Genomic DNA, 21,039 nt, shown 5'->3' with positions numbered 1-21,039 from the left:
ATGTGTCATTCCGGAAATTTTTTCATTCCGGAAATTTGCTGGCGAGCACGCGGCCTTCCTGCACCAGCATGGCCACGAACGCCGTGATCTTCGGCGGCCGGAACCGGGCCGCGGGATACACGGCATGGATCCCGCCGGCCGGCAAGCTCCAGGATGGCAGGACATGGACCAGCCGGCGGGACTTGAAATGCTCCGCGACCAGGTAGTCGGGCAGCACGCAGAGTCCGCCGCCGGCGAGGGCTGCGCCCAGCACCGCAGGCGTCGTGTTGATCGAGATCGACTGCCGCATGCGGATCGTGCGGCTGTCGATATCGCGTCTGGTGAAGCGCCAGACCAGCGGCTCGTCGAGCGCGCCGTTGGCAATGAACGGCAGAGCCGCAAGCTCGTCGGGCGTCTTGCTCTGGAACGCCGCTGCCACGTCCGGTGCGGCCACCAGCAATTGCCGAAACGATCCGATCCGCCTGGCCTGCTGACTTGAATCGTTCAGCCAGCCGACCCGGATCGACAGGTCGATCTGGTTGGCGAGGAGGTCCGTTCGCGTGTCCGACAGGATCAGCTCGACACTGCAAGCGGGATATTTTCGCGCAAACTTCGCCGCCAGCGGCGCGATCATCGTTGCGCCATAGTCGTTCGGCGCGGCGACCCGCAGCATGCCCATCGGCTCGGCATTGGTCTGCGCGAGCTCGTCGACGGCATCTTCCGCCGTGCGCAGGATCATGACGCAACGGGCATGCAGCAACCGGCCGGCTTCGGTCGGCTCGACCCTCCTGGTGGTCCGCAGCAGCAAAGCCGTTTTCAATTCTGCTTCGAGCCGTGCCACCTGCTGGCTGACGACGGTCTTGGTGATGCCGAGGCGCTCGGCAGCGCGTGTGAACGAGCCGGCATCGACCACGGCTGCGAAATAAGCGAGGCGGTTGAGGTTGATCGCTTCCATGCGGTCGTCGCCATTGTTAGCTAATAACAAACAATATGTACCATTATCTGATATTTATCAAATAATGATCGGCCGCTAGGTTTCTCTGCATCGAACATTGGCGGCCCGAAATCATGCAAATCACCTATCTCTTCGACCCTCTCTGCGGCTGGTGCTACGGCGCCTCGCCGGTGCTGGAGCAGCTTGCCGCGCACGGCGATGCCACCCTGGTGCTGGCACCGACCGGCCTGTTTGCGGGCCCTGCGGCGCGGACCATGGACCAGCATTTTGCCGCCTATGCCTGGCAGAACGACCAGCGCATCGCACGCTTGACCGGCCAGCCGTTCAGTGAGGCCTATCGCACCGGCATTCTCGGCAATACCGGCAGCCTGTTCGACTCGGCGGCAGCGACCCTTGGCGTCGTCGCCGTGGGCCTGGGTGATCCGGCCCGTGAGCTCGAGGCGCTCAAGCTCTTGCAGCGCGCCCGCTACGTCGATGGCCGCGACAATTCCAGCCTTCAAGTCGTCGGCTCGAGGGCGCGCAACTGGCCGATGCGGCACGCCGCGTGCGGGCGCCTGACGATGCATTGATCGCGGCTTACCAGACGCGGATCGCGGCCGCGCGCGCCGACATGACGCGATTTGGGGCCGGTGGCGTGCCGGCTCTGGTGGTCGGCGAGGGCGCCGGGCGGAGGCTGCTCGACGGCAGCATGCTGTTCGGGCGGTTCGATCTGCTGGCCGCACAACTTCGTGCCGCCTGATCACCCAAACCGATTTTCAGAGTTCAATGGAGAGAGCCATGTTGTCGAGGAGACAGATCATGAGGACCAGCCTTGCCGCGGGTGCCGCCGCATTGTTCGCGGCCGCCGACGTCGGCCATGCCGCGGAAGTCAAGCTGAGCTGGAAACATTTTCCCGCAGGCCCCAATGGATTTTTCCGTGCGCCCGTCCTGCTTTCCGGTCCGACCGAGGCGGTGCTGATCGACGGCGGCTTCTCCTATCCGGACGGACGCGCGCTCGTCGAGGCGATCAAGGCGAGTGGCAAGAAGCTCACCACCATCTATATCAGCCAATCCGATCCCGACTATTATTTCAGCCTGAAGCCGGTGCGCGAGGCTTTCCCGAATGCCAAGGTGCTGGCGGCGTCCGCGACGCTCGCGGCCATCAAGGCGAATGTGGAGAAGAAGCTCGCCGTCTGGGGACCGCAGCTCAAGGAGAACGGTCCACAGACGCTCGCCGATGTCGTGCTGCCGGAAGCGTTCGATGGGGCTTCTCTTGCGGTTGACGGCGAGGCGATCGAAATCGTCAACGCCGAAGGTCTCGCCAACCGCCGCTATCTCTTCGTTCCGTCCTTGAATGCCGTGTTCGGCGGCGTGATGATCTTCTCCGGCGTGCATGTCTGGACCGCCGATACGCCGACCAAGGAGCAGCGCGCAGCCTGGGTCGCCAACCTCGACAAGATCGCGGCCCGCAAGCCGTCCCTGGTCGTGCCGGGTCACATGGCGGCGGGCGTCGCCGTCGATCTTTCCGCTGTCGAGCACACCAGGACGTATCTGCTCGCGTTCGACGAAGAGTTGGCGAAGGCGGCTGACAGCGCTGCGCTGAAGGCTGCCATGGAAGCCCGCTTCCCGAATCTCGGCATGGGCGTCGCGCTCGATATCGGCTCCAAGGTTGCCAAGGGCGAGATGAAGTGGGGTTGAGCGGGAGAAGCTACGCCAGCGCGGCCGACAATTTGCGCATCACCCGGTCGAGCACCGCCACTTCTTCGGCGGTCAGCTCCCCAAGCAGCTTCGTCTCCCGCGCCAGCGCGTAAGGCACGATCTTGCGATAAAGCGCGCGACCGGCTGGGGTCAGCGAGACTATCAGCTCGCGCCGGTCGTCGGGATGGTGCTTGCGGCCGGCGATGCCGCGCGCCTCCAGGCCCTGCACGGCGCGGCTGACCTGCATCTTGTCGAGCGTCGTCAGCGGGCCGATCTCCTTGGTCGCAATCTCCGGGCGCATGCCGAGGATGGCGAGCACGCGCCATTCCTGCCGTGTCAACGCAAAGCGCTCGGAATAGACCTCGGCAACCGCCAGAGACACCTGCTCGGCGAGGCGTGCCAGCCGGTACGGAAAATATCGCTGCAGGTCCAGCTCGACGCCATCCTGCGCCGCTGCGACTTTGGCCGCTTCCCCGCGTGCCACGCTCGAACGTCCCATCACGCGATTCCCGTCCGCCGATCCACCCGAAAAATTCCTCGAAGTGGATTGATCCAGATCAAATTCAGGAAATAGTAACACCTGATACTAATTTCGCAACCGCAAGTCCAGGGAGCGAAACGCCATGAAAATCGAGAAGATCCATCACGTCGCCTATCGCTGCGTCGACGCCAAGGCCACTGTCGAGTTCTACAAGACCGTCATGAACATGGATCTTCTCGGCGCCATTGCCGAGGATCGGGTGCCTTCGACCAAGGCGCCCGATCCCTACATGCACATCTTTCTCGATGCCGGGAACGGCAACATCCTCGCTTTCTTCGAGCTGCCGAATTCGCCGCCGATGGGCCGCGATCCCAACACGCCGGAGTGGACCCAGCACATCGCCTTCCAGGTCAAGGACCTCGCCGAGCTGGAAGAGGCCAAGGCGCGCGCGGAGGCCGCCGGCCTCGACGTCGTCGGCGTCACCGACCACACCATCTTCAAGTCGATCTATTTCCGTGACCCGAGCGGCCATCGCCTGGAAATCGCGGCCTGGACCGCGATGCCCGAGCAGATCGACCGCATGAAGTCGGTCGCGCACGAGATGGTCGAGGAATGGTCGCGCACCAAGCGCCCGCCGCGCCACACCGCCTGGATGCACGAGAAGGAATTCGCGGACGCGCATTGATCCCAGGCACGCGCATCAGGAAGCGAACATGGCGAGCTACATCTATCCGAAGTTCGGTTACCGGCGCTCTCTGGAGCAGGCCGAGGGGATCGTGAAGCGGCATCCGATCGTGGTGATCGGCGCGGGTCCCATCGGCCTGACCGCGGCGCTCGACTGCGCCGCGCGCGGCCAGCCGGTCGTGGTGCTCGACGACAACGACACCGTCTCGATCGGCTCGCGCGCGGTCTGCTACGCCAAGCGTCCGCTCGAGATCTGGGACCGCCTCGACTGCGCGGCGCCCATGGTCGACCGCGGGGTGAGCTGGAATGTCGGGAGGGTCTTCTTCCAGGACCAGCTGTCCTACGAGTTCGATCTGTTGCCCGAGGCCGACCACCAATGGCCGGCCATGATCAATCTGCAGCAATATCATCTGGAGGAGATCCTCGTCGCCAAATGCAGGGCCAATCCGCTGATCGAGCTGCGCTGGAAGCACCGGCTGATCAGCCTGAAGCAGGCCGCCGACCATGCGACGCTGGCGGTGGAAACGCCCGACGGCATCTTCACCATGGAGGCGCAATGGGTCATCGCCTGCGACGGGGCCAATTCCGACGTGCGCAAGATGGTCGGCGCCGAGTTCACGGGACAGTTCTTCCAGGACCGCTTCCTGATCGCCGACGTCGCCATGAAGGCGGATTTCCCGACCGAGCGCTGGTTCTGGTTCGATCCGCCGTTCCACCGCGGCCAGTCCGTGCTGCTGCACCGGCAGGCGGACAAGATCTGGCGCATCGACTTCCAGCTCGGCTGGGACGCCGATCCCGATGAAGAAAAGAGGCCGGAGCGGGTGATCCCGCGCATCCGCGCCATGCTCGGCGAGGAGACCGAGTTCGCGCTCGAATGGGTCTCGATCTATCAGTTCGCCTGCCGGCGCATCGACAATTTCCGCCAGGGCCGGGTGCTGTTCGCCGGCGACGCCGCGCATCAGGTCTCGCCGTTCGGCGCGCGCGGCGCCAACACCGGCGTCCAGGACATCGACAATCTCGCCTGGAAGCTCGCGATGGTGCTGCGCGGCGAAGCGTCGGAAGCACTGCTCGACAGCTATCACGAGGAGCGCGCCTATGCCGCGGACGACAACATCCTGAACTCGACGCGGGCCACCGACTTCATCACGCCGAAGACGAGAGTGAGCCGCTATTTCCGTGACGCGGTGCTGGAGCTCGCCCGCCATCACGGCTTTGCGCGCCCGCTGGTCAACAGCGGCCGGCTCTCGACGCCGACGCCCTATGCGACGTCGGCGCTCAATACGCCTGACGGCAATGCGATGATGGGCGGCGTGCGGCCCGGCACCAATGCGGCCGATGCGCCGATCACGGTGGATGGCAAGCCCGCCTGGTTCCTCCATTGTCTCGGCGATGGCTTCACGGTCGTGGCCTTTGGCAAGGAGACCGACAAGACCGAGATCGCGGTGGGGCCGCTCAAAGCGAAGCTCATTGTCGTCGGCCGCGACATCGCCGATCCCTCCGGCCTGCTTGCCGCGCGCTACGGCGCTTCGCCCGGAACCACCTACCTGTTCCGCCCCGATCAATACGTCGCCGCACGCTGGACCGGATTCGACGAGGCAAGCATCGCGGATGCGATGTTGCGGGCCTCCGGGCACGACACCACCGGACGGAAGGAGCTGGCAGCATGACGCTCAATTTGTCACCCAACATCGCCGATCCCGACGACTTCTACGCCGAACTGATCAACAGTCAGCGCGACCTCGACGAGGAGCAGGCGCTGCGGATGAACGCACGGCTGATCCTGCTGCTCGCCAATCACATCGGCGACCGCAAGGTCCTGACGGAGGCGATTGGCTGCGCCCGCAGGGGCGGCAGCTAGGCCGCGGGAACTCCGCCTCGGGATCGGGAGATCGCAGAAAGCAGCCGGCAGAACCGGCGGCAGGTTCCGTTTTGGGCGATCTCGCCGGGTGAATGCGGCACCGAGGTCAGTCGCGCCGAAAAGCCATCTGGGCAGAAGCCGCTTTCTTGACTTGGCTCAAGGTAAAATCGGTGAAGTTCGACACTTTCTTAGGCCCCACACCAAGGCCGGAGGAAGCACCATGCTAGGTCGAACCATTGCTGCAGCGTTGCTGTTCGTCACCTTGGGCCAGCCGGCGTTGGCTCAATCGCCGGCGGACCATCAGGGCCATCATCCCGGACAGGAGCAGACGCCGGCGTCGCCGCAATCGAGCTCTCCTGCCAGCCCGTCCGCCGAGCGGCAGAGTCCGATGCGCGGTGGAGATATGATGGGAATGATGGGGCGCGGAATGATGGGACAAGGAATGAAGGGGCATGGCTCGGGCAGTGACGCCATGGAGCCGCCGGTCGTCTTCCGCATCATCTTCGCGCTGATGGATGCCGATGGTGACGGGACCCTCTCGTTGCCCGAGTTTCAAGTCGCTCACGAACGGATCTTCAAGGCAATGGATCGCGACAAGGACGGGAAGCTCACTTTCGAAGAGATGATGACGTTCATGCACAGGAGCAAGAGCTCCGTCCCGCAGCAATAGCGAGCGGATACCGGAGGGCGGGTGCGCCAAGCCATGTCGTTTGATCGGGTCTTGCGATGGGCTTTGGTTGCAATCGCAATCGCAGGGTTGACCGCGGGTATTCTCGCGCGAGCCGCGGGCCGACCTGATCTGGCCGATCTCGCCTGGGCGCTCGGCACGGCGCCCGTGATTGCAGGATTGGCGGCCTCGATCGTCCAGGACCTGCTGAGAGGCCGCGTCGGAGTAGACGCGATCGCGCTGCTGTCGATGAGTGCGGCGTTGGCGCTCGGACAGCCGCTCGCAGGCGCCGTGGTCGCGCTGATGTATTCCGGCGGCAATGTCCTGGAGGAGATCGCGATCGCACGGGCGGAGCACGATCTGCGATCCCTGGTTGATCGGGCGCCGCGGCAGGTCCATCGCAAGTCCGGCGAGCGGATCGAGGATGTTCCGATCGAGGACGTCGCGGTCGGCGAAGAGCTTCTGGTTAAAGCCGGCGAGATCGTGCCGGTCGATGGTGTCGTTGCGTCGGCCTTCGCTGCGATCGACGAGTCCGCGGTGACTGGCGAGCCGATTCCGATAGAGAAGACCCGCGGAAGCGCCGTTCTTTCCGGCTCTCTGAATGCGGGCGAGACCTTCCAATTGACCGTGACCGCGGCGGCCAGCGAGAGTACCTATGCGGGCATCGTGCGCATGGTGACTGTGGCGCAAACAGCGAGAGCTCCCTTTGTGCGGTTGGCCGACCGGTATGCGCTGATCTTCCTGCCGGTGACACTCGTCATGTCCTTCGTGGCATGGCACATCTCCGGCGACGTAACCCGCAGCCTTGCCGTGTTGGTGGCGGCGACGCCGTGTCCCTTAATTCTGGCCGCACCTGTCGCCTTCATCGCCGGGGTGGCGCAAGCGGCCCGCCGCGGTATCCTGGTCAAGGGCGGGAAGGCGCTGGAGGCGTTGGCCCATGCGCACACCGTGCTCTTCGACAAGACCGGTACCCTGACGGTGGGCGGAGCGCGGTTGCTGTCCGTAGAAGTCGCGCCGGGCGAGGATCCGGATGAGGTCCTCACGCTCGGGGCGTCGCTCGAGCAAGCTTCGCATCACGTGCTTGCGAAGGCCGTCGTCGCTGCGGCCCTCGCCAAGGGGCTCAAGCTGAAGCCGCCGGAACATGTCAAGGAGACCATGGGTTCCGGCCTCAGCGGCCAGATCGACGGACGCCAAGTCGTGGCGGGCTCGCGAGAGATGCTTCTCTCGCGAGCCGAGCTGTCGCCATGGGCGTTGCGGGCGATTCGACGTGCCTCGTGGCGCTCGGCGCTGATCGTCCTCGTCGCGGTGGACGGCCGCCTGATCGGCGCGCTGCTGCTGGCCGACGAATTGCGGGCCGACACGCCACGCGCGATCCGGCTGCTGCGCGACGCCGGCATCGCGCGGATGGTGATGGTCACGGGTGATCGCGCCGCGGCGGCGCAGGCCATCGGAGCGGCGCTCGATCTCGATGCCGTGCTGGCCGATCGCGTTCCCTCGGACAAGGTCGAAGCGGTGCGTAGCGAACAGCGGCTGCATCCGACCATCATGGTCGGCGATGGCATCAATGACGCCCCGGCGCTGGCCGTGGCTGACACGGGGATCGCGCTCGGTGCACGCGGTGCAAGCGCTTCCTCCGAGGCGGCAGATGTGGTGATTCTCACGGATCGGCTCGATCGGGTCGGCGAAGCGATCATCATCGCCCAGCGCGCGCGGCACATTGCCCTGCAAAGCATCTTCGTCGGGATGGGGTTGTCATTGGTAGCCATGGTCGCGGCCAGCCTTGGCTGGCTCGATCCCGTCCCCGCCGCGATCGTTCAGGAGGTGATCGATGTTGCCGTCATCCTGAACGCGCTGCGGGCGCTCAATCCGCCCCTCGTCAGGGGCGGTCCGCGCCTCACCGCGGAGCAGGGGCTGACGTTGCATCACGATCATCAGGCCCTGCTTAGGGATCTCGACCGCCTGCGGCAGATCGTCGATGCGCTGGACGATGCGGTGCCCGAATCCGCCGCGACTTTGATTGGCGAGGCCCACCGACTGGTCCAGGGCAGCGTCGTGATGCACGAACGCGAGGATGAAGACAGCGTCTATCCGAAGCTCAACGAGGTGCTGCGCGACCGCCACGGACTCTCTGCCATGAGCCGTGCGCATCGCGAGATACTGCATCTCGCGCGGCTGCTCGCCCGGATCGCGGAGGATCTGCCGTCAGAGAAGATCGACCGCTACCTCATTCGCGACGCTCAGCGCGTGATCGAGGCGATCGAAACGCTGGTGCGCATGCACACGGCCCAGGAGGAGGACATCTACGAGGCCGTGGCCGCATAGGCGGCAGCGGCAATCGACCTCAATGCTCCAGCGGTTGCCAGCCGGCATGGTCAAAATACTTGCCGTACTGAGCGAGCGCCCGCACGATCTTATTGGCTCCTTGATCGCGGCTGGTCCCGGCTTTCATCTTGGCCGCGCCGTCGATGATCTGCTCGAGGACAAGGTGAAGTTGCTGGTCGGCCTGCTCGGGCAGCTTGCAGTTTCCTACGACGTCATCGACCTGCGCCTGGATTCGCTTCGCCAGAGCCTCGTATTGCGCAGGCGTAAACACTTTGCCGTGAATGGGTGCCAGCGATTGCCTCATGGCAAGGCTGATGTCGTCCATGCCGCGGCGCAAGACGTCATCGGTCGGCCACTTCTTGCCGTGGTTGAGCACCGGCCCGGCGGTCGTGGTTGGTCCTTCATGCGTGTGTGGTCCGGCGGCGAGAGCAGACTGCCCCAGGACGAGACAGAGCGCGAGGGCTGCGGGTATGAGCGATTTGGTTGAGATGATCACGGGATTTCCTCCGAAGAGCTTCTTTGCTCTCAGGTGGGAGATTGCGGCATTCAGGAGTTTGCGCTGGAGCAAAGTCTTGAACGGAATGAGCTGCGGCCCCGCGACGCAGGATGCGTCGCGGGGCGGTTTCAGGCGGTCGTCAGGCGACGAGCTGAAAGAGAATCCTTCACGCTCAGCCTCGACCAGGCCCTGCAGCTCATCACGATCCGGCTTGAGTCAGCTCAATGCAACGCGGCGCGATCAGGTCAAGCTGGCGCCGTAACGTTGTGAGGCAACGACGGCATGGAGAAGCTCAAACGGGTATTTTGGGGCGGCCTGGCGGTTCTCGTCCTCCTGTGGCTGATTGCGGAGCCCCAGCCATTTGGGCCGGGCCCCTTCTTCCCACTTCGCGAGAGGATGGTGCAGCTGAGCGGCGTCCTGGCAATCGTTTGCATGAGCATGGCGATGATCCTCGCGCTGCGACCACGTTGGCCGGAGGCGTGGCTGGGTGGCCTCGACAAGATGTACCGCTTGCACAAATGGCTCGGTATCGCTGCCCTCGTGACTGCCATTATCCATTGGCTCTGGGCCAATGCCCCGAAATGGGCGGTCGGTTGGGGTTTGCTGACCCGACCGCAGCGTGGAGAAAGACCCACCATCGAGAATCCCATCGAGGCCTTCCTTGCGGGCCTGCATGGACCGGCGGAGGGGCTGGGCGAGTGGGCCTTCTACGGCGCCGTCGTGCTGATTGCCTTGGCGCTCATTCAAATGTTCCCCTATCGGCTCTTCTACAAGACGCATCGGTTCCTCGCCGTCGCGTATCTGGTATTGGTGTTTCACGCCGTCACGCTGATGAAGTTCAGCTACTGGATGTCGCCGCTCGGCTGGATCGTGGGGGCGCTGCTTGCGTTCGGGACATGGGCGGCGGCTGTCGCGCTGTTGCGGCGCATTGGCGCCCGTCGCCAGGTCCAGGGCAGGATCACCGCGCTCAAATATTATCCCGGCGTCAGGGCAATCGAGACCGAGATCGAGGTGCCCCATGGCTGGCCGGGGCATAGGCCGGGCCAGTTCGCCTTCGCCACGTCCGATGTCTCCGAGGGCGCGCATCCCTACACGATCGCATCGTGCTGGAATGCTGCAGAGCCCAGGATCATCTTCATCACCAAGGAACTCGGGGACCACACCAGCCGGCTGCGGGAGAAGCTCCGTGTCGGGCAGAAGGTGAAGGTGGAAGGGCCCTATGGCTGCTTCACCTTCGATGACGATTGCTCGCACCAGATCTGGATCGGCGGTGGTATCGGCATCACGCCCTTCGTTGCCCGCATGAAACAGATGGCCATGCCGAAGGATATTCCGGGTTGCTCCGTCGCGCAGGCGGTTGACCTCTTTCACACCACCACTGATGTGGATGAGGAAGCCCTCGGCAAGCTCGCAGCAGACGCGCGCTCGGCAAATGTTCGTCTCCACGTCCTCATCGACGCCCGTCACGGACGACTGACCGGCGAACGCATTCGCGAAACCGTGCCGCAATGGCGCGAAGCGAGCATCTGGTTCTGTGGTCCGGCGGGTTTCGGGGAAGCGCTCAGACGAGACCTTAGCGCGCACGGCTTCCCCGTCGAACAGCGGTTTCATCAGGAGCTGTTCGCGATGCGATGATGAAAGTCGCACGTGCATCCCGCTTCCCAACTTGCCCTCGCAGCCAGTCCCTGTAATCTGCAGAGAACAACGGGGAAGGGATCGATGGGAGGAGTCTTGGAGGGCGTGCGGGTGCTCGATTTCGGGCGCTATATCGCCGGGCCCTATTGCGCGACATTGCTGGCCGAATTCGGCGCCGAGGTCATTCGCGTGGAGAAGCGCGAGGGCAGCGAGGATCGGTTCGTCGCGCCGGTCGGCGAAGGCGGCGAGGGCGCGTTGTTCCTCCAGGTCAACCGCAACAAGAAGTGCATCACGCTCGATCCGATGAAGCCGGAGGGACAGGAGGTGATGCGTCGCCTGGTTGCGACCGCGGACGTCGTCGTCGCCAATCTGCCGCCGCAGACCCTGCGCGCGATGAAGCTCGACTATGAGTCCTTGAAGGCGATCAAGCCCGACATCATCCTGACGACCGCAACCGCGTTCGGCGGGCCGGGGCCCTGGTCCGACCGGGTCGGCTTCGACGGGGTCGGGCAGGTCATGTCGGGGTCGGTGTACATGACCGGCACTGGCGATCCGCCGTACCGCGCCGCGGTGAACTGGGTCGATTTCGGCACCGCGCTGCATTGTGCGTTCGGCACGCTCGCCGCGCTGATCGAGCGCGGCAAATCCGGGCGCGGGCAGATCGTCGAGGGCGCGCTGCTCGCAACCGCGCTGTCCTTCACCAACGCGACGCTGATCGAGCAGGCCGTGATCAACGTCAATCGCGTGCCGACGGGCAATCTCGGCCAGACCGCAGCGCCCGCCGACATCTACCGCACCCGGGACGGCTGGGTGCTGTGCCAGGTCACCGGGCATCCGCTGTTCAAGCGCTGGGCGCGGCTGATGGGCGAGGAGGAGGTGTGGCTGAACGATGCCCGCTTTGCCGACGACATCAGCCGCGGCAACAATGGCGCCATCATCAGCGAGCGGATGGCGCGCTGGTGCGCCGGGCGCACCACGCAGGAAGCCGTCGATGCGTTGGGCCAGGCCATGATTCCGACCGGGCCGGTCCTCTCACCGCAACAGGCGCTGGATCATCCGCACATCCGCGCCGCCGGCTTCCTGCAGGACGTCGACTATCCCGGCCTGCCGAAGCCCGCGCCGATGACGCGTGCCGCCGTCCGGCTGTCGGAAACGCCGGGCAACATCACGAGCCGCCCGCCGACGCTCGGCGAGCACACCGATCGCGTCCTCGCCGAACTCGGCTATGACGCGGCTGCGATCGCGGCGCTTCGGCAAAGCGGTGTCATCTAGAGCAGCTGCTTCAACGCCTTGGCGTCCGCGGGCGCCGCGCTCTTCTGGTCGTTGTCGAAATAGACATAGACGTCGCAGCCCTGCCGCTTCCACGACTTGATGCGCTTCGCCCATTGCGCCAGCGTCGCCCTGGTATAGTGCCCGTGATAGCGCCCGCCCGGCCCGTGTCCGCGGACATAGACGAAATCCGCGGTGCGCTTCCAGGGCGCCGGCGCGTCGTGATGGTCGGACAGGCACAGCGAGATGTTCTCGTCCGCCAGCATTTTGAGGATGCGCGGCTGATACCAGCTCGGATGCCGGAATTCGAAGCTGTAACGCCGTTTCCGTGACAACAGCTTGAAGAAGGACGCGAGGCGGTCCGCATCCGCCTGGAATTGCGGCGGCAGCTGGAACAGGATCGGGCCGGCCTTGCCGCCGAGCCGAGAGATGCGGTCCTCCAGCAGCTCGAGGCTGTTGACGGAGCGCTCCGACAGGCGCTTCCAGTGCGTGATGAATTTCGACGCTTTCCAGGCGAAGACGAAATCGCGGCCGGTCTGCTCGCGCCAGCCTTTCACCGCGTCAGGCGTCGGCGTGCGGTAGAACACGCCGTTCAGCTCTGTCGTGTCGAACTGTCCGGCGTAGTAGCGCAGCTGCTGCTTCAGCGTCACGCCTTCTGGGAAGAACGGGCCGCGCCAGGAGTCGTAATGCCAGCCCGAAGTTCCGACCAGAACGCGCGCCATTGTTTCCGTGCCCTCCGTTGCCTTTGCCGGAGAGGAACGTCCAGGCAGCCGATACGTTGCTGGTGAACCCGCCAACCAAGGACCGCAACCGATGTACGCGCTGTTCGAAGGCAACAAGCAGATCGGCGATCCCTTTCCGACCGAGAAGGAGGTGTGGGAAGCCGCCCTGATCGAGGGCCTCGTGACCGACGTTCCGGTCGCGGACGAGGAGGGCGGCCGGCTTCTCCCTGCCGGATATCACGTGGCGCCCGTCGAGGAGACGTTCGCACCGCGGTCGGATTGGAAGTTGCCCCGCGAGATCTCGTGAACTAGTTCGACGCCAGCGCCGTCTTGGCGACTTCCGCCATCCAGCTCGACGCCACCGGCAGGATCGCGTCGTTGAAATCGTAGCGCGGGCCGTGCAGCTCGGCGCCGTCGCGCAATTCGCCGTTGCCGATCCAGACGAAGGCGCCCGGCCGCTGCTGGAGATAGTGGGCAAAATCCTCGCCGGCCATGCTGGGCGCGAGGTCGCGCCGCACCTCGGCCTGCACCTTCTCGGCGGCGATCCGCGCAAGGCCCGCTTCAGCGGGCGTGTTGATCACCACACCCACACCCCAGACGATCTCGGGCGTCACCTTGACGCCAAAGCTGGTCGCGATGCCGGCGCAGGTCCGTTCGATGCCGTCGAGGATGGTGTCCTTGACCGCCTCGCGGTGGTACCGCAGCGTGCCGCGGATGGTGACGCGTCCGGCGATCTGGTTCGGCGCGGTGCCGCCTTCGATGGTGCAGAGCGACAGCACGGCGGTGTCGAGCGGATCGACGCTGCGCGAGACCACTGATTGCAGGGCCACGATCAGATGACCGGCCGCCATCACCGGATCGCGCGTCAGATGCGGCATGCCGGCGTGGCCGGCATGGCCTTCGATGGTGATGGTGATGCGTCCGCCGGAGGCCATGACGACGCCGTCATGCACGGCGATGGTGCCGGCGGCAAGGCCCGGCCAATTGTGAAAGCCGAACACCCGTTCCATCGGAAAGCGGTCGAACAGCCCGGCCGCGACCATCGCGCGCGAGCCGCCAAAACCTTCCTCGGCCGGCTGGAAGATGAAATCGACCGTGCCGCTCCAGCTGCTGTCGGCGGCGAGCAGCGCAGCGGCGCCGAGCAGCGAGGCGGTGTGTCCGTCATGGCCGCAGGCATGCATCACGCCTGATGTCCCGGAGGCGTAGGCAAGCCCGGTATCTTCGGTGATCGGCAGTGCATCCATGTCAGCGCGCAAGCCGACGCGGCTGCGCGCATGCCCGCGCGTCAAGGTCGCGACGATGCCGTGGCCGCCGATGCCCGCCTCGAAGGGAATCCCGAGCTCGGTGAGCTTGTCCTGCACGAAAGCGGCGGTCTCCTTCTCCTGAAGCGACAGCTCCGGGTGCGCGTGAAGGTGCCGGCGCCACGCGGTCAGTTTCTGGTGCAGCTCGGGTGTCAAGGCAGCGGTCTCTCGCAAAATTTCGGTTGCCGCCACCATAGCGGATAATCTGCGGCATGCATCAAGCGCGTTGGAATGCCTTGCGTGCAGCCACGCGCCGTCTCTCCCTCGTCATTCCGGGGCGCGCCTTTTGGCGCGAATCCGGAATCCATCGTGCAGCAACCTCTGGGGCCGATGGATACCGGGCTCGCGACTTCGTCGCGCCCCGGAATGACGGCCAATGGGTGTCACGCCAGCTTCGCCAGCCCCGACCAGTCGAAGCTGATGCCGTGCCCGGGCCGGTCCGGTGCCTGTGCCTTGCCCTCCTGCAGCACCAGCGGGTGCTCGATATATTTGTCGAGCCCGAAGCCGTGCGCCTCCAGATAGGATCGGTTCGGGCAGGCCGCGAGCAGGTGCACGGTAATGTCGTGCGCGCCGTGGCTGGTGACGGGCAGGTTGAATGCTTCCGCCAGCCGCGCGATCTTCATGAAGGCGCTGACGCCGCCGCAATTGGTGACGTCAGGCTCGGGATAGGACACCGCGCCACTGGCGATGTAGCTCTTGAACTCCCACAGCGAGCGCAAATTCTCGCCCGCCGCGATCGGCACGCCGCCCGCTTGCAAGATGCGCGCGTGGCCGGCGACGTCGTCGGGGATGATCGGCTCCTCGAGCCACGTGAGGTCGTAGGGAACGAAGGCCCGGGCGGCGCGGATCGCCTCCTCGACCGTCCATTTCATGTTGGCGTCCACCATCAGCGGAAAGCCGTCGCCGAGGTGCTGTCGCATCGCGGAGACCTTCGCGACGTCGGATTTGAGATCGGGCCGGCCGACCTTCATCTTGATGGCGCGAAAGCCCTTGGCGAGATTGCCGTCGGTCTGCTTGAGCAGCGCCTCCACGGAGAGATCGAGGTCGATGCCGCCGGCATAGCACGGCACGCGCGCGTCGAACCCGCCGAGCAATTGGTACAGCGGCAGCTTGGCGCGCCGCGCCTTCAAATCCCACAGCGCGATGTCGAGCGCGGAGAGCGCCAGCACCACGGGCCCGCCACGGCCGCCATAATGCAGCGCCCACCAGACGTGATGCCAGATCGCCTCGGTATCGTCGGCCTCGCGTCCCTCGATCAGCGCGGGGATCTCGCGCTTGAGGATGTCGGCGACAGCGCCGCCGTTGCGGCCCACGGTGTAGGTGTAGCCGACGCCCTCGGCGCCGTCGGCATCGCGGATGCGGCAGGTGATCAGCTCGAACGCGACGATCTCGCCATGCGTGGAGTCGGAGAGCGTGACGGGGAGGGGGATCCGGTAGAGCCCGGTCTCGATATTTGCGATGTGCGGCATGTGGCCTCCCTTTTTGTTTTTGTTTCGTAGGGTGGGTTAGCCGAGCAGATGCGCAAAGCGCATGTGCTCGGCGTAACTTGTGCTTCCACGGAGACGAACAGTGGTGGGTTACGCCTTCGGCTAACCCACCCTACAGACGGAAACTCACCGCATCGTTGCAAGTTGCACGGCCAGCGCGCAGGCGCGGTCGTATTCGTCGAGATTGATCCACTCGTCGATCGTGTGTGCCTCGTTCTGGCCGGCGCCGAAGGTCACGGTCGGAATGCCGTGGCGGACCATCCAGTTGGCATCGAGGCCGCCATTGGCGGTGCGGACGTTCGGAGTGCCGCCGACTGCGGAGACAGCCTCGACCGCGCGCTTGATGATGGGCTGGCTGTCCTTCATGCGGAACGGATAATAGTCGGTCTCGGCCTTGAACTTGACCCTGCCGGACTTGCCCTGCGCATTCGTCACTTTCTTTGCCGCCTTTTCGAACGCGGCCTTGTAGGCCTTGGTGATCTCCTTGAAGAACTTTCCGTCATGGCTGCGGCTCTCGCCGCGGACATGCACGTAGTCGGTGACGACGTTGGTGGCATCGCCCGCGGGGCGGCCCTCGCCGCCGGTGACGGGACCGACATTGCTGGTGCCTTGCCGCTTGCCCTTCACCACTTTGCCGAACCAGCCGCCGGCCTTCACCTCGGCGAGCGCGAGCGCCATGATCATGGTCGAGGAGATGCCGCGCTCCGGCGCGACGCCGGCATGCGAGGCGCGCCCCATGATCTCGACGGTCCAGCGATCGGCGCCGACCGCGCCGATCACGACGTTGGAGGCCGAGCCGCCGTCATAGTTGAAGGCCATCACGGGCGAGCCGAGCTCGTCCAGCTTGACGTGGCGCGCGCCATAGAGCCCGCTCTCCTCGCGCACGCAGAACAACAGCGTGATCGGCGGATGGTCGAGCTTATGCTTCTCGAGCTCGGCCGCCAGCGTCACCAGCACGCCGCAGCCGCAGCGATTGTCGCCGCCGAGCGGTCTTGGCGGAGTTGACGATTTTGCGGCCTGATTTCTTCGGCTTGGCCCCGGCACACAGCGGCACGGTATCCATGTGGGTCATGAACATGATGCGCGGCTGGTTGTGCAGCGCGCCGCGGCCGGGCAGGTCGACGATCAGGTTGCCGGTCTCGGTCGGCACGGGAATGCGGGTGTTGGCGTCGTCGAGCCGGATCGCCTTTGCCGGCACGCCGCTCTCCTTCAGCGCGGCCATGAGCTCACGCCCGATCGCCGCCTCCTGTCCGGTCACGCCCTCGACGGCGAGGAAGCGCATGAGGCGGTCGGTGGCGGCTTTGGTATCGACGGGCATGATTATTTCCTTTGGCAGACCGGCCCGCCATCCTACGAACGCGGCGAGGTGTAAGTCAAAAAGATCAGCACGCCGAATGCCAGCATGGCAGCCATGAACAGCAGCACCGCAGGCAGGCCGGCGAGTGCCGCCACCGCGCCCGTCACCGACTGCATCAGCGCCGCGCCGAGGAAGAAGGCGAGGTTCACCGCCGCCAGCGCTTTGCCCGCCACTTGCGCATCGACGAGTTGGCGGGACATGCCGAACAGCAGCGGCTGGGCGGAGGTCGCAAGGCCGATCAGCACGAACAGGACGAGGTCGTATTGCGGCGGCATCACGGGCACGCCGAACAAAACGGACACGGGGTAATGCGGCGCCCCGAGCGCCATCAGCGCCAGCAGCAGCGCCCCGGCCATATGCGTGACCGCGACCAGCGCGCGGCGACGACCGAGCCTGCGGTCGATCATGCCGATGCACAGGGGCCCTGCGATCATCGCCAGCGTGAACGCGCCGAGCTGGTTGCCGGCCTCGACCCGCGACAAGCCCTTGACGTCCATCAGCCACGGTCCGCCCCACAGGCCGCGCAGCACCAGCGAAGTTGCCAGCGACACCAGCGCGAGCGCAATCAGCCCTCGCAACGGACGTGAAAGGCCGAGCCTGAGCACCTCGATCATCTGCGACAACGGCGAGGAATCGTCCTTGTGCTCGGCCGGCTGCTGCGGCACCAGCGCGAACACGGCGAGCGCGACTGCGACGCCGCCAGCCGCGGACATCCAGAACCCGGCGCGCCAGCCGTAAGCGTCGACGACGAAAGCGAGCGGGCTCGACGACAACAGCATGCCGATATTGCCGATCGAGAGGATCGCGCCCGACCACAGCCCGAAGCGTGCCGCCGACAATTGCTTGGCCGCCAGCGTCATCGGGCACATCAGCATGCCGGACGTGGCAACGCCCAGCATGAACTGCCCGACCGCAAAGCTCGCAGCCCCCGTGGCAAAGCCCGACGCCACCGCGCCGAATACGGTCCCCGCGAGCAGGCTCAGCGAGACCGGCCGCACGCCAAACCGGTCCATCGCCGCCCCGACCGGGATCTGAGCCGCGGCAAAGGCAAAGGGATAGATCGAGGTGAGGCTCGCCAGCGCCTGCGGCTCGATATGGAAATCGGCCGCCATGAGGTCGAGGCTGACCGCCGGAATGGTGCGCAGCAAGGTGGAGAGCATGTGGCCGCAGGCGAGGGCGAGCAGCGCGAAGATCAGCGCGCGGGTGGCGATGCCCGCGTCGTCGTTGGTGGCCATGGGCGTCCCGTCCCGAGGGGGTTTCGGGTGGGGATACATGATGGCGGGGCGGGCGCCAATGGCGGCAGCGCGCCCCCCTCATTCCGGATTGTGGCTTCAGCCGGCAATCAGCACGGCGTTTGCCGCCTGTCTGCGGGCCGTCACGACGACGCGCCTGATCGCATTGCCGGCCTCAGGCGGCGGTTATGAACCAGGACGGCCGCCAGACGTTGTCCTTGGGGAAACGTGGCATCCTGCCAGGCAGGACGCGCCTTCACCTGCGGCCAGCGGCGGCAATGTCTTCATCCGAGAGTACAAGTCAAACGACCAGCGAGGCGGCCCGCCGAGAGCGGAGGAGGAGCAATTCCTTGCTCTTGGTTCTCGCCGTGGGATTCCTTGTCTTTGGCGCCGCGGCGGGCGCTCTCTATTATACGTTGCGGCCGGACACCCTCCGCATTGCCGTTGGACCACCAGGCAGCGACGACTACAAAGTCATTCAGGCGATGGCCGATGCGTTCGGCGACGAAAGTCGGACGATCAGGCTGCTTCCGATCGAGACCAACGGAGCGGTGGAGGCTCTCGCGCTGCTTGGGGCTGGCAAGACCGACCTCGCCGTCGGCCGGGGCGACCTGGACATGCCTGCCGAGGCGCAGACCGTCGCCGTCGTGCGCAAGAACTTCGTCGTGCTGTGGGCTCCGTCTGGATCTGCGGGCAAGGGCTCGAAAAGAAAGCTCGCGCCGAGAATCAAGGAGGTCGCCGATCTCGCAGGGCGCCGCGTCGGCGTGATCGGCCGGACCCCGGTGAACGCCGCGTTGCTACGCGTCATCCTGAGCGCCTCCGGAGTCGAAGCGGACAAGGTGGTCGTGACACACTTCGGCACGGACCAGACTGAGGAGCTGGCACGCGATCTTACCATCGATGCATTCATGGCGGTCGGGCCGCTCGACAGCAAAGTCACGTCCGATGCCGTGGCTGCAACGGCGCGCCTGCGCGGCGAGCCGAAATTTCTCGCCATCGAGACGTCGGAAGCGATCGCCCTGAAGCATCCACGGTATGAATCGGAGGAAATTCCGCCCAGCGTCTTCAATGCGGATCCGGCCTGGCCGGGTGACAAGGTTGAAACGGTCAGCGTCAGCCACCTCATCGTCGCGAGAAAGTCTCTGCCTGAAACGACAGTCGCCGCCTTTTTCCGTCAGCTCTTTGCCGTTCGCCAGGCGATTGCAAGGCAGGTCCCGGGCGCTGCGCACATCACCAAGCCTGATGTCGACAAGGACACGGAGCTGCCGGTGCATCGGGGAGCGGCGGCTGTCATCGACGGAAACGAACGTACTTTCCTCGACCGATACGGCGATTACTTCTGGTTCGGGCTCCTGCTTCTCTCCGGGATCGGCTCGGCCGCTGCCTGGTTGCGTCGCTATTTGAATCGCGACGAAAGAGAGGAGACCACCGACCACCGCAAGAGAATCCTGGCCATGGTGTCCAGCGCGCGAACCGCGGGATCGAGCCAGGAGCTTCTGGTTCTGCAGCGCGAGGCCGACGCCATCATAGCTGAAACGCTCGAATGCTACGACGACGGCGCTATCGAGGAAGAGGAGCTCGCAGCATTCGGTCTGGTGCTCGGCCTGTTGAGCAACGCCATCGCGGAGAGACGAGCCGCGCTGCAGCCCGCCAACTTCGAGACCGTTCGAGGCGCGGCGAGCGCGCCGCGAGGTTGAGACGACCGGCACTGCGACGTAATTCGTCTACAATGCCAAGGCGGGACCGAGGGCGTAGCCGGGAAGATCAACTTACGCTTGTGAGACCCGCTGTCGACGCGGTCGAAGTTCTCTGCGCCGACACGCATCCCTTGTCTATCGCGCCTCCTATCGTCGTCGTCTCGTCTATTCCGTCATTCAGTACGCGTTGTCTGACGAAGATTCGGAACAAAAGAGACGTCACGGCTCTTACCTTGGTCAGGAGACCTGCTCATGCTGTGCTCAAGGCCGCCACGGGTCATTCGCACGACGCTTGATCTTGCGAACGCAAAGCAGGTCAAGTCCGTTCGAAAGCGCCTCAAGATCTCCGATGCCGATCTGGTCAGGATCGTCGAAAAGATCGGCAACTCCCTGACGGCCATAGAGAAGGAAGTTCAGCTCGAAAAGCTCGAGCTCGTGGAGCAGAGCAGCGCCAAGGATGGACTCAAGGGTGGACTCACGTCCCCCGGATAGATTCGGTTACCCCATCGAAAAGGAGAACTCCGATGAACGGCCTGATTTACCTCATAGGATTAGTCGTCGTGATCGCAGCCATTCTGTCGTTCTTCGGCTTGCGTTGACCGCTCTTCCTGTGCGTTCGCGATGCGCCACCTCTTCCGGGTGAATCCGTTCGCAACTTCGCGTGCATCAAATGGATGATTTGCACCAGGTGAATACCATCATCGCCACGACCATTTGCGCGTTCTTCAAGGGACATCCCGACACGCAGATCGGGACCGAAGAGGCCAAGCTGCTGGCGAAGCAGATTGCCCAGGCGCTGGATGAGGCAGGGCTGCAGATTTCTGCAGTCGATCCGACAAACGCGCCGCACTGAGCTTTCGGCCGGCGAGCCGGTGATACGGCCCGACGCTGCAGCACTTCGCGCGGGCGAGTGCGTCCTGGAATTGTCGTGGGCAGGGGGCGCGGCGGTGTCGCTCATGTCCTTCTGAACGATCTGTCGCCTCGACGCTTCCGATCTACCTGCTTTCCTTTTAGTCCGGATCCAGCTCCCCCAGCAGCTTCCCCGCCTCGTCCAACAGCTCTCGGATCGTCCTTCGTTCCGCGATCCGCTCCTGCGTGAAGGCGCCATGCTTCTGGGCATTGCGGTTTCCCCATGGCGCGCCCGATCCGGCCGCGCCGCCGTGCATGCGGCAGCGGAGCTTGCCGCGCACCGCCGGCGCGCGGCAGGCGAGGCCGCCGCG

The 21,039-nt window shown here is 65.0% G+C and carries 20 protein-coding genes and 2 pseudogenes; 13 read left to right on the top strand and 9 right to left on the bottom strand.

Features of this window, described 5'->3' with window-relative positions:
- Positions 1-22: 22 nt before the first annotated feature.
- Positions 23-934, bottom strand: coding sequence for a LysR family transcriptional regulator (locus XI04_RS12265; RefSeq protein ID WP_271610131.1), 912 nt, complete (start codon positions 932-934; stop codon positions 23-25).
- A gap of 113 nt (positions 935-1,047) precedes the next feature.
- On the opposite strand from XI04_RS12265, the pseudogene XI04_RS12260 reads away from it, so the two are divergent.
- Together XI04_RS12260 and XI04_RS12255 are read left to right on the top strand one after the other, a co-directional pair.
- A pseudogene (locus tag XI04_RS12260) lies at positions 1,048-1,673 on the top strand (DsbA family protein).
- A gap of 38 nt (positions 1,674-1,711) precedes the next feature.
- Positions 1,712-2,611 carry an MBL fold metallo-hydrolase gene (locus tag XI04_RS12255; RefSeq protein WP_028143160.1) on the top strand — a complete coding sequence of 300 codons (900 nt, stop codon included), beginning with the start codon at positions 1,712-1,714 and terminating at the stop codon, positions 2,609-2,611.
- Between the two features lie 10 nt (positions 2,612-2,621).
- Here XI04_RS12255 and XI04_RS12250 read toward each other — a convergent pair whose 3' ends face one another.
- The gene (locus XI04_RS12250; protein ID WP_038946918.1) at positions 2,622-3,110 is read right to left on the bottom strand and encodes a MarR family winged helix-turn-helix transcriptional regulator; all 489 of its coding nucleotides are present in this window, start codon (positions 3,108-3,110) and stop codon (positions 2,622-2,624) included.
- Between the two features lie 124 nt (positions 3,111-3,234).
- On the opposite strand from XI04_RS12250, the gene XI04_RS12245 reads away from it, so the two are divergent.
- The 5 genes from XI04_RS12245 (at position 3,235) to XI04_RS12225 (ending at position 8,623) form a co-directional block, all read left to right on the top strand.
- Positions 3,235-3,777 carry a VOC family protein gene (locus XI04_RS12245; RefSeq protein ID WP_038946921.1) on the top strand — a complete coding sequence of 181 codons (543 nt, stop codon included), beginning with the start codon at positions 3,235-3,237 and terminating at the stop codon, positions 3,775-3,777.
- Between the two features lie 28 nt (positions 3,778-3,805).
- On the top strand, positions 3,806-5,443 hold the full coding sequence (locus XI04_RS12240) for an FAD-dependent oxidoreductase (RefSeq protein WP_028143157.1): 1,638 nt from the start codon (positions 3,806-3,808) through the stop codon (positions 5,441-5,443).
- On the top strand, positions 5,440-5,634 hold the full coding sequence (locus tag XI04_RS12235) for a DUF2783 domain-containing protein (protein ID WP_028143156.1): 195 nt from the start codon (positions 5,440-5,442) through the stop codon (positions 5,632-5,634). Before XI04_RS12240 ends, XI04_RS12235 begins: the two co-directional genes overlap by 4 nt.
- Positions 5,635-5,785: 151 nt before the next feature.
- Positions 5,786-6,304, top strand: coding sequence for an EF-hand domain-containing protein (locus XI04_RS12230; RefSeq protein ID WP_370156841.1), 519 nt, complete (start codon positions 5,786-5,788; stop codon positions 6,302-6,304).
- 33 nt (positions 6,305-6,337) lie between these two features.
- Positions 6,338-8,623 carry a heavy metal translocating P-type ATPase gene (locus tag XI04_RS12225; protein WP_271610993.1) on the top strand — a complete coding sequence of 762 codons (2,286 nt, stop codon included), beginning with the start codon at positions 6,338-6,340 and terminating at the stop codon, positions 8,621-8,623.
- A gap of 19 nt (positions 8,624-8,642) precedes the next feature.
- Here XI04_RS12225 and XI04_RS12220 read toward each other — a convergent pair whose 3' ends face one another.
- Complete coding sequence (locus tag XI04_RS12220; RefSeq protein WP_244429084.1) at positions 8,643-9,119, bottom strand: hypothetical protein; 477 nt, start codon at positions 9,117-9,119, stop codon at positions 8,643-8,645.
- Positions 9,120-9,401: 282 nt separating this feature from the next.
- Between XI04_RS12220 and XI04_RS12215 the strand changes: the two genes are divergently transcribed.
- Together XI04_RS12215 and XI04_RS12210 are read left to right on the top strand one after the other, a co-directional pair.
- Positions 9,402-10,754, top strand: coding sequence for a ferredoxin reductase family protein (locus XI04_RS12215; protein ID WP_271610130.1), 1,353 nt, complete (start codon positions 9,402-9,404; stop codon positions 10,752-10,754).
- An 84-nt stretch (positions 10,755-10,838) separates the two neighbouring features.
- A complete protein-coding gene (locus tag XI04_RS12210) occupies positions 10,839-12,026 on the top strand; it encodes a CaiB/BaiF CoA transferase family protein (RefSeq protein WP_271610129.1) in 1,188 nt (395 codons plus the stop codon).
- Here XI04_RS12210 and XI04_RS12205 read toward each other — a convergent pair.
- On the bottom strand, positions 12,023-12,745 hold the full coding sequence (locus XI04_RS12205) for a DUF72 domain-containing protein (RefSeq protein WP_038946928.1): 723 nt from the start codon (positions 12,743-12,745) through the stop codon (positions 12,023-12,025). The genes XI04_RS12210 and XI04_RS12205 overlap by 4 nt on opposite strands.
- A 91-nt stretch (positions 12,746-12,836) precedes the next feature.
- Here XI04_RS12205 and XI04_RS12200 point away from each other — a divergent pair, with 91 nt between their 5' ends.
- A complete protein-coding gene (locus XI04_RS12200; RefSeq protein ID WP_018322666.1) occupies positions 12,837-13,052 on the top strand; it encodes a hypothetical protein in 216 nt (71 codons plus the stop codon).
- Position 13,053: 1 nt separating this feature from the next.
- On the opposite strand, the gene XI04_RS12195 is transcribed toward XI04_RS12200, so the two are convergent.
- The 4 genes and pseudogenes from XI04_RS12195 to XI04_RS12180 all read right to left on the bottom strand — a co-directional run bounded on the left by XI04_RS12195 (position 13,054) and on the right by XI04_RS12180 (position 18,125).
- On the bottom strand, positions 13,054-14,202 hold the full coding sequence (locus XI04_RS12195; RefSeq protein WP_028143149.1) for an amidohydrolase: 1,149 nt from the start codon (positions 14,200-14,202) through the stop codon (positions 13,054-13,056).
- A 227-nt stretch (positions 14,203-14,429) separates the two neighbouring features.
- Positions 14,430-15,515: a mandelate racemase/muconate lactonizing enzyme family protein gene (locus XI04_RS12190; RefSeq protein ID WP_152103331.1), complete on the bottom strand. Its 1,086-nt coding sequence runs from the start codon at positions 15,513-15,515 to the stop codon at positions 14,430-14,432.
- A 144-nt stretch (positions 15,516-15,659) separates the two neighbouring features.
- Positions 15,660-16,851: pseudogene (locus XI04_RS12185) on the bottom strand (M20/M25/M40 family metallo-hydrolase).
- Between the two features lie 32 nt (positions 16,852-16,883).
- Positions 16,884-18,125, bottom strand: coding sequence for an MFS transporter (locus XI04_RS12180; RefSeq protein ID WP_152103330.1), 1,242 nt, complete (start codon positions 18,123-18,125; stop codon positions 16,884-16,886).
- A 275-nt stretch (positions 18,126-18,400) separates the two neighbouring features.
- Between XI04_RS12180 and XI04_RS12175 the strand changes: the two genes are divergently transcribed.
- The 3 genes from XI04_RS12175 to XI04_RS12165 all read left to right on the top strand — a co-directional run bounded on the left by XI04_RS12175 (position 18,401) and on the right by XI04_RS12165 (position 20,672).
- Positions 18,401-19,819 carry a TAXI family TRAP transporter solute-binding subunit gene (locus XI04_RS12175; RefSeq protein ID WP_271610141.1) on the top strand — a complete coding sequence of 473 codons (1,419 nt, stop codon included), beginning with the start codon at positions 18,401-18,403 and terminating at the stop codon, positions 19,817-19,819.
- A 252-nt stretch (positions 19,820-20,071) separates the two neighbouring features.
- A complete protein-coding gene (locus XI04_RS12170) occupies positions 20,072-20,311 on the top strand; it encodes a DUF3606 domain-containing protein (RefSeq protein WP_049801728.1) in 240 nt (79 codons plus the stop codon).
- A 178-nt stretch (positions 20,312-20,489) separates the two neighbouring features.
- Positions 20,490-20,672 (top strand): hypothetical protein, encoded by a 183-nt coding sequence (locus XI04_RS12165; RefSeq protein ID WP_028143145.1) that lies wholly within the window; start codon positions 20,490-20,492, stop codon positions 20,670-20,672.
- Between the two features lie 157 nt (positions 20,673-20,829).
- Here the strand turns inward: XI04_RS12165 and XI04_RS12160 are convergent.
- On the bottom strand, positions 20,830-21,039 hold a 210-nt coding region (locus XI04_RS12160), incomplete at its 5' end, for an HGGxSTG domain-containing protein (protein WP_271623698.1).

The sequence above is a fragment of the Bradyrhizobium sp. CCBAU 11430 genome, assembly GCF_028128855.1.
GTDB classification, from domain to species: domain Bacteria; phylum Pseudomonadota; class Alphaproteobacteria; order Rhizobiales; family Xanthobacteraceae; genus Bradyrhizobium; species Bradyrhizobium ottawaense.
This window is presented reverse-complemented; position numbering and strand designations above follow the sequence as displayed.

Excerpts from the sequence above, each read along its gene's own strand:
- XI04_RS12265 (WP_271610131.1), bottom strand. The coding sequence starts at position 934 with ATGGAAGCGATCAACCTCAACCGCCTCGCTTATTTCGCAGCCGTGGTC.
- XI04_RS12255 (WP_028143160.1), top strand. The coding sequence starts at position 1,712 with ATGTTGTCGAGGAGACAGATCATGAGGACCAGCCTTGCCGCGGGTGCC.
- XI04_RS12250 (WP_038946918.1), bottom strand. The coding sequence starts at position 3,110 with ATGGGACGTTCGAGCGTGGCACGCGGGGAAGCGGCCAAAGTCGCAGCG.
- XI04_RS12245 (WP_038946921.1), top strand. The coding sequence starts at position 3,235 with ATGAAAATCGAGAAGATCCATCACGTCGCCTATCGCTGCGTCGACGCC.
- XI04_RS12240 (WP_028143157.1), top strand. The coding sequence starts at position 3,806 with ATGGCGAGCTACATCTATCCGAAGTTCGGTTACCGGCGCTCTCTGGAG.
- XI04_RS12235 (WP_028143156.1), top strand. The coding sequence starts at position 5,440 with ATGACGCTCAATTTGTCACCCAACATCGCCGATCCCGACGACTTCTAC.
- XI04_RS12225 (WP_271610993.1), top strand. The coding sequence starts at position 6,338 with ATGTCGTTTGATCGGGTCTTGCGATGGGCTTTGGTTGCAATCGCAATC.
- XI04_RS12215 (WP_271610130.1), top strand. The coding sequence starts at position 9,402 with ATGGAGAAGCTCAAACGGGTATTTTGGGGCGGCCTGGCGGTTCTCGTC.
- XI04_RS12210 (WP_271610129.1), top strand. The coding sequence starts at position 10,839 with ATGGGAGGAGTCTTGGAGGGCGTGCGGGTGCTCGATTTCGGGCGCTAT.
- XI04_RS12205 (WP_038946928.1), bottom strand. The coding sequence starts at position 12,745 with ATGGCGCGCGTTCTGGTCGGAACTTCGGGCTGGCATTACGACTCCTGG.
- XI04_RS12200 (WP_018322666.1), top strand. The coding sequence starts at position 12,837 with ATGTACGCGCTGTTCGAAGGCAACAAGCAGATCGGCGATCCCTTTCCG.
- XI04_RS12190 (WP_152103331.1), bottom strand. The coding sequence starts at position 15,515 with ATGCCGCACATCGCAAATATCGAGACCGGGCTCTACCGGATCCCCCTC.
- XI04_RS12180 (WP_152103330.1), bottom strand. The coding sequence starts at position 18,125 with ATGGCCACCAACGACGACGCGGGCATCGCCACCCGCGCGCTGATCTTC.
- XI04_RS12175 (WP_271610141.1), top strand. The coding sequence starts at position 18,401 with ATGTCTTCATCCGAGAGTACAAGTCAAACGACCAGCGAGGCGGCCCGC.
- XI04_RS12170 (WP_049801728.1), top strand. The coding sequence starts at position 20,072 with ATGCTGTGCTCAAGGCCGCCACGGGTCATTCGCACGACGCTTGATCTT.
- XI04_RS12165 (WP_028143145.1), top strand. The coding sequence starts at position 20,490 with ATGGATGATTTGCACCAGGTGAATACCATCATCGCCACGACCATTTGC.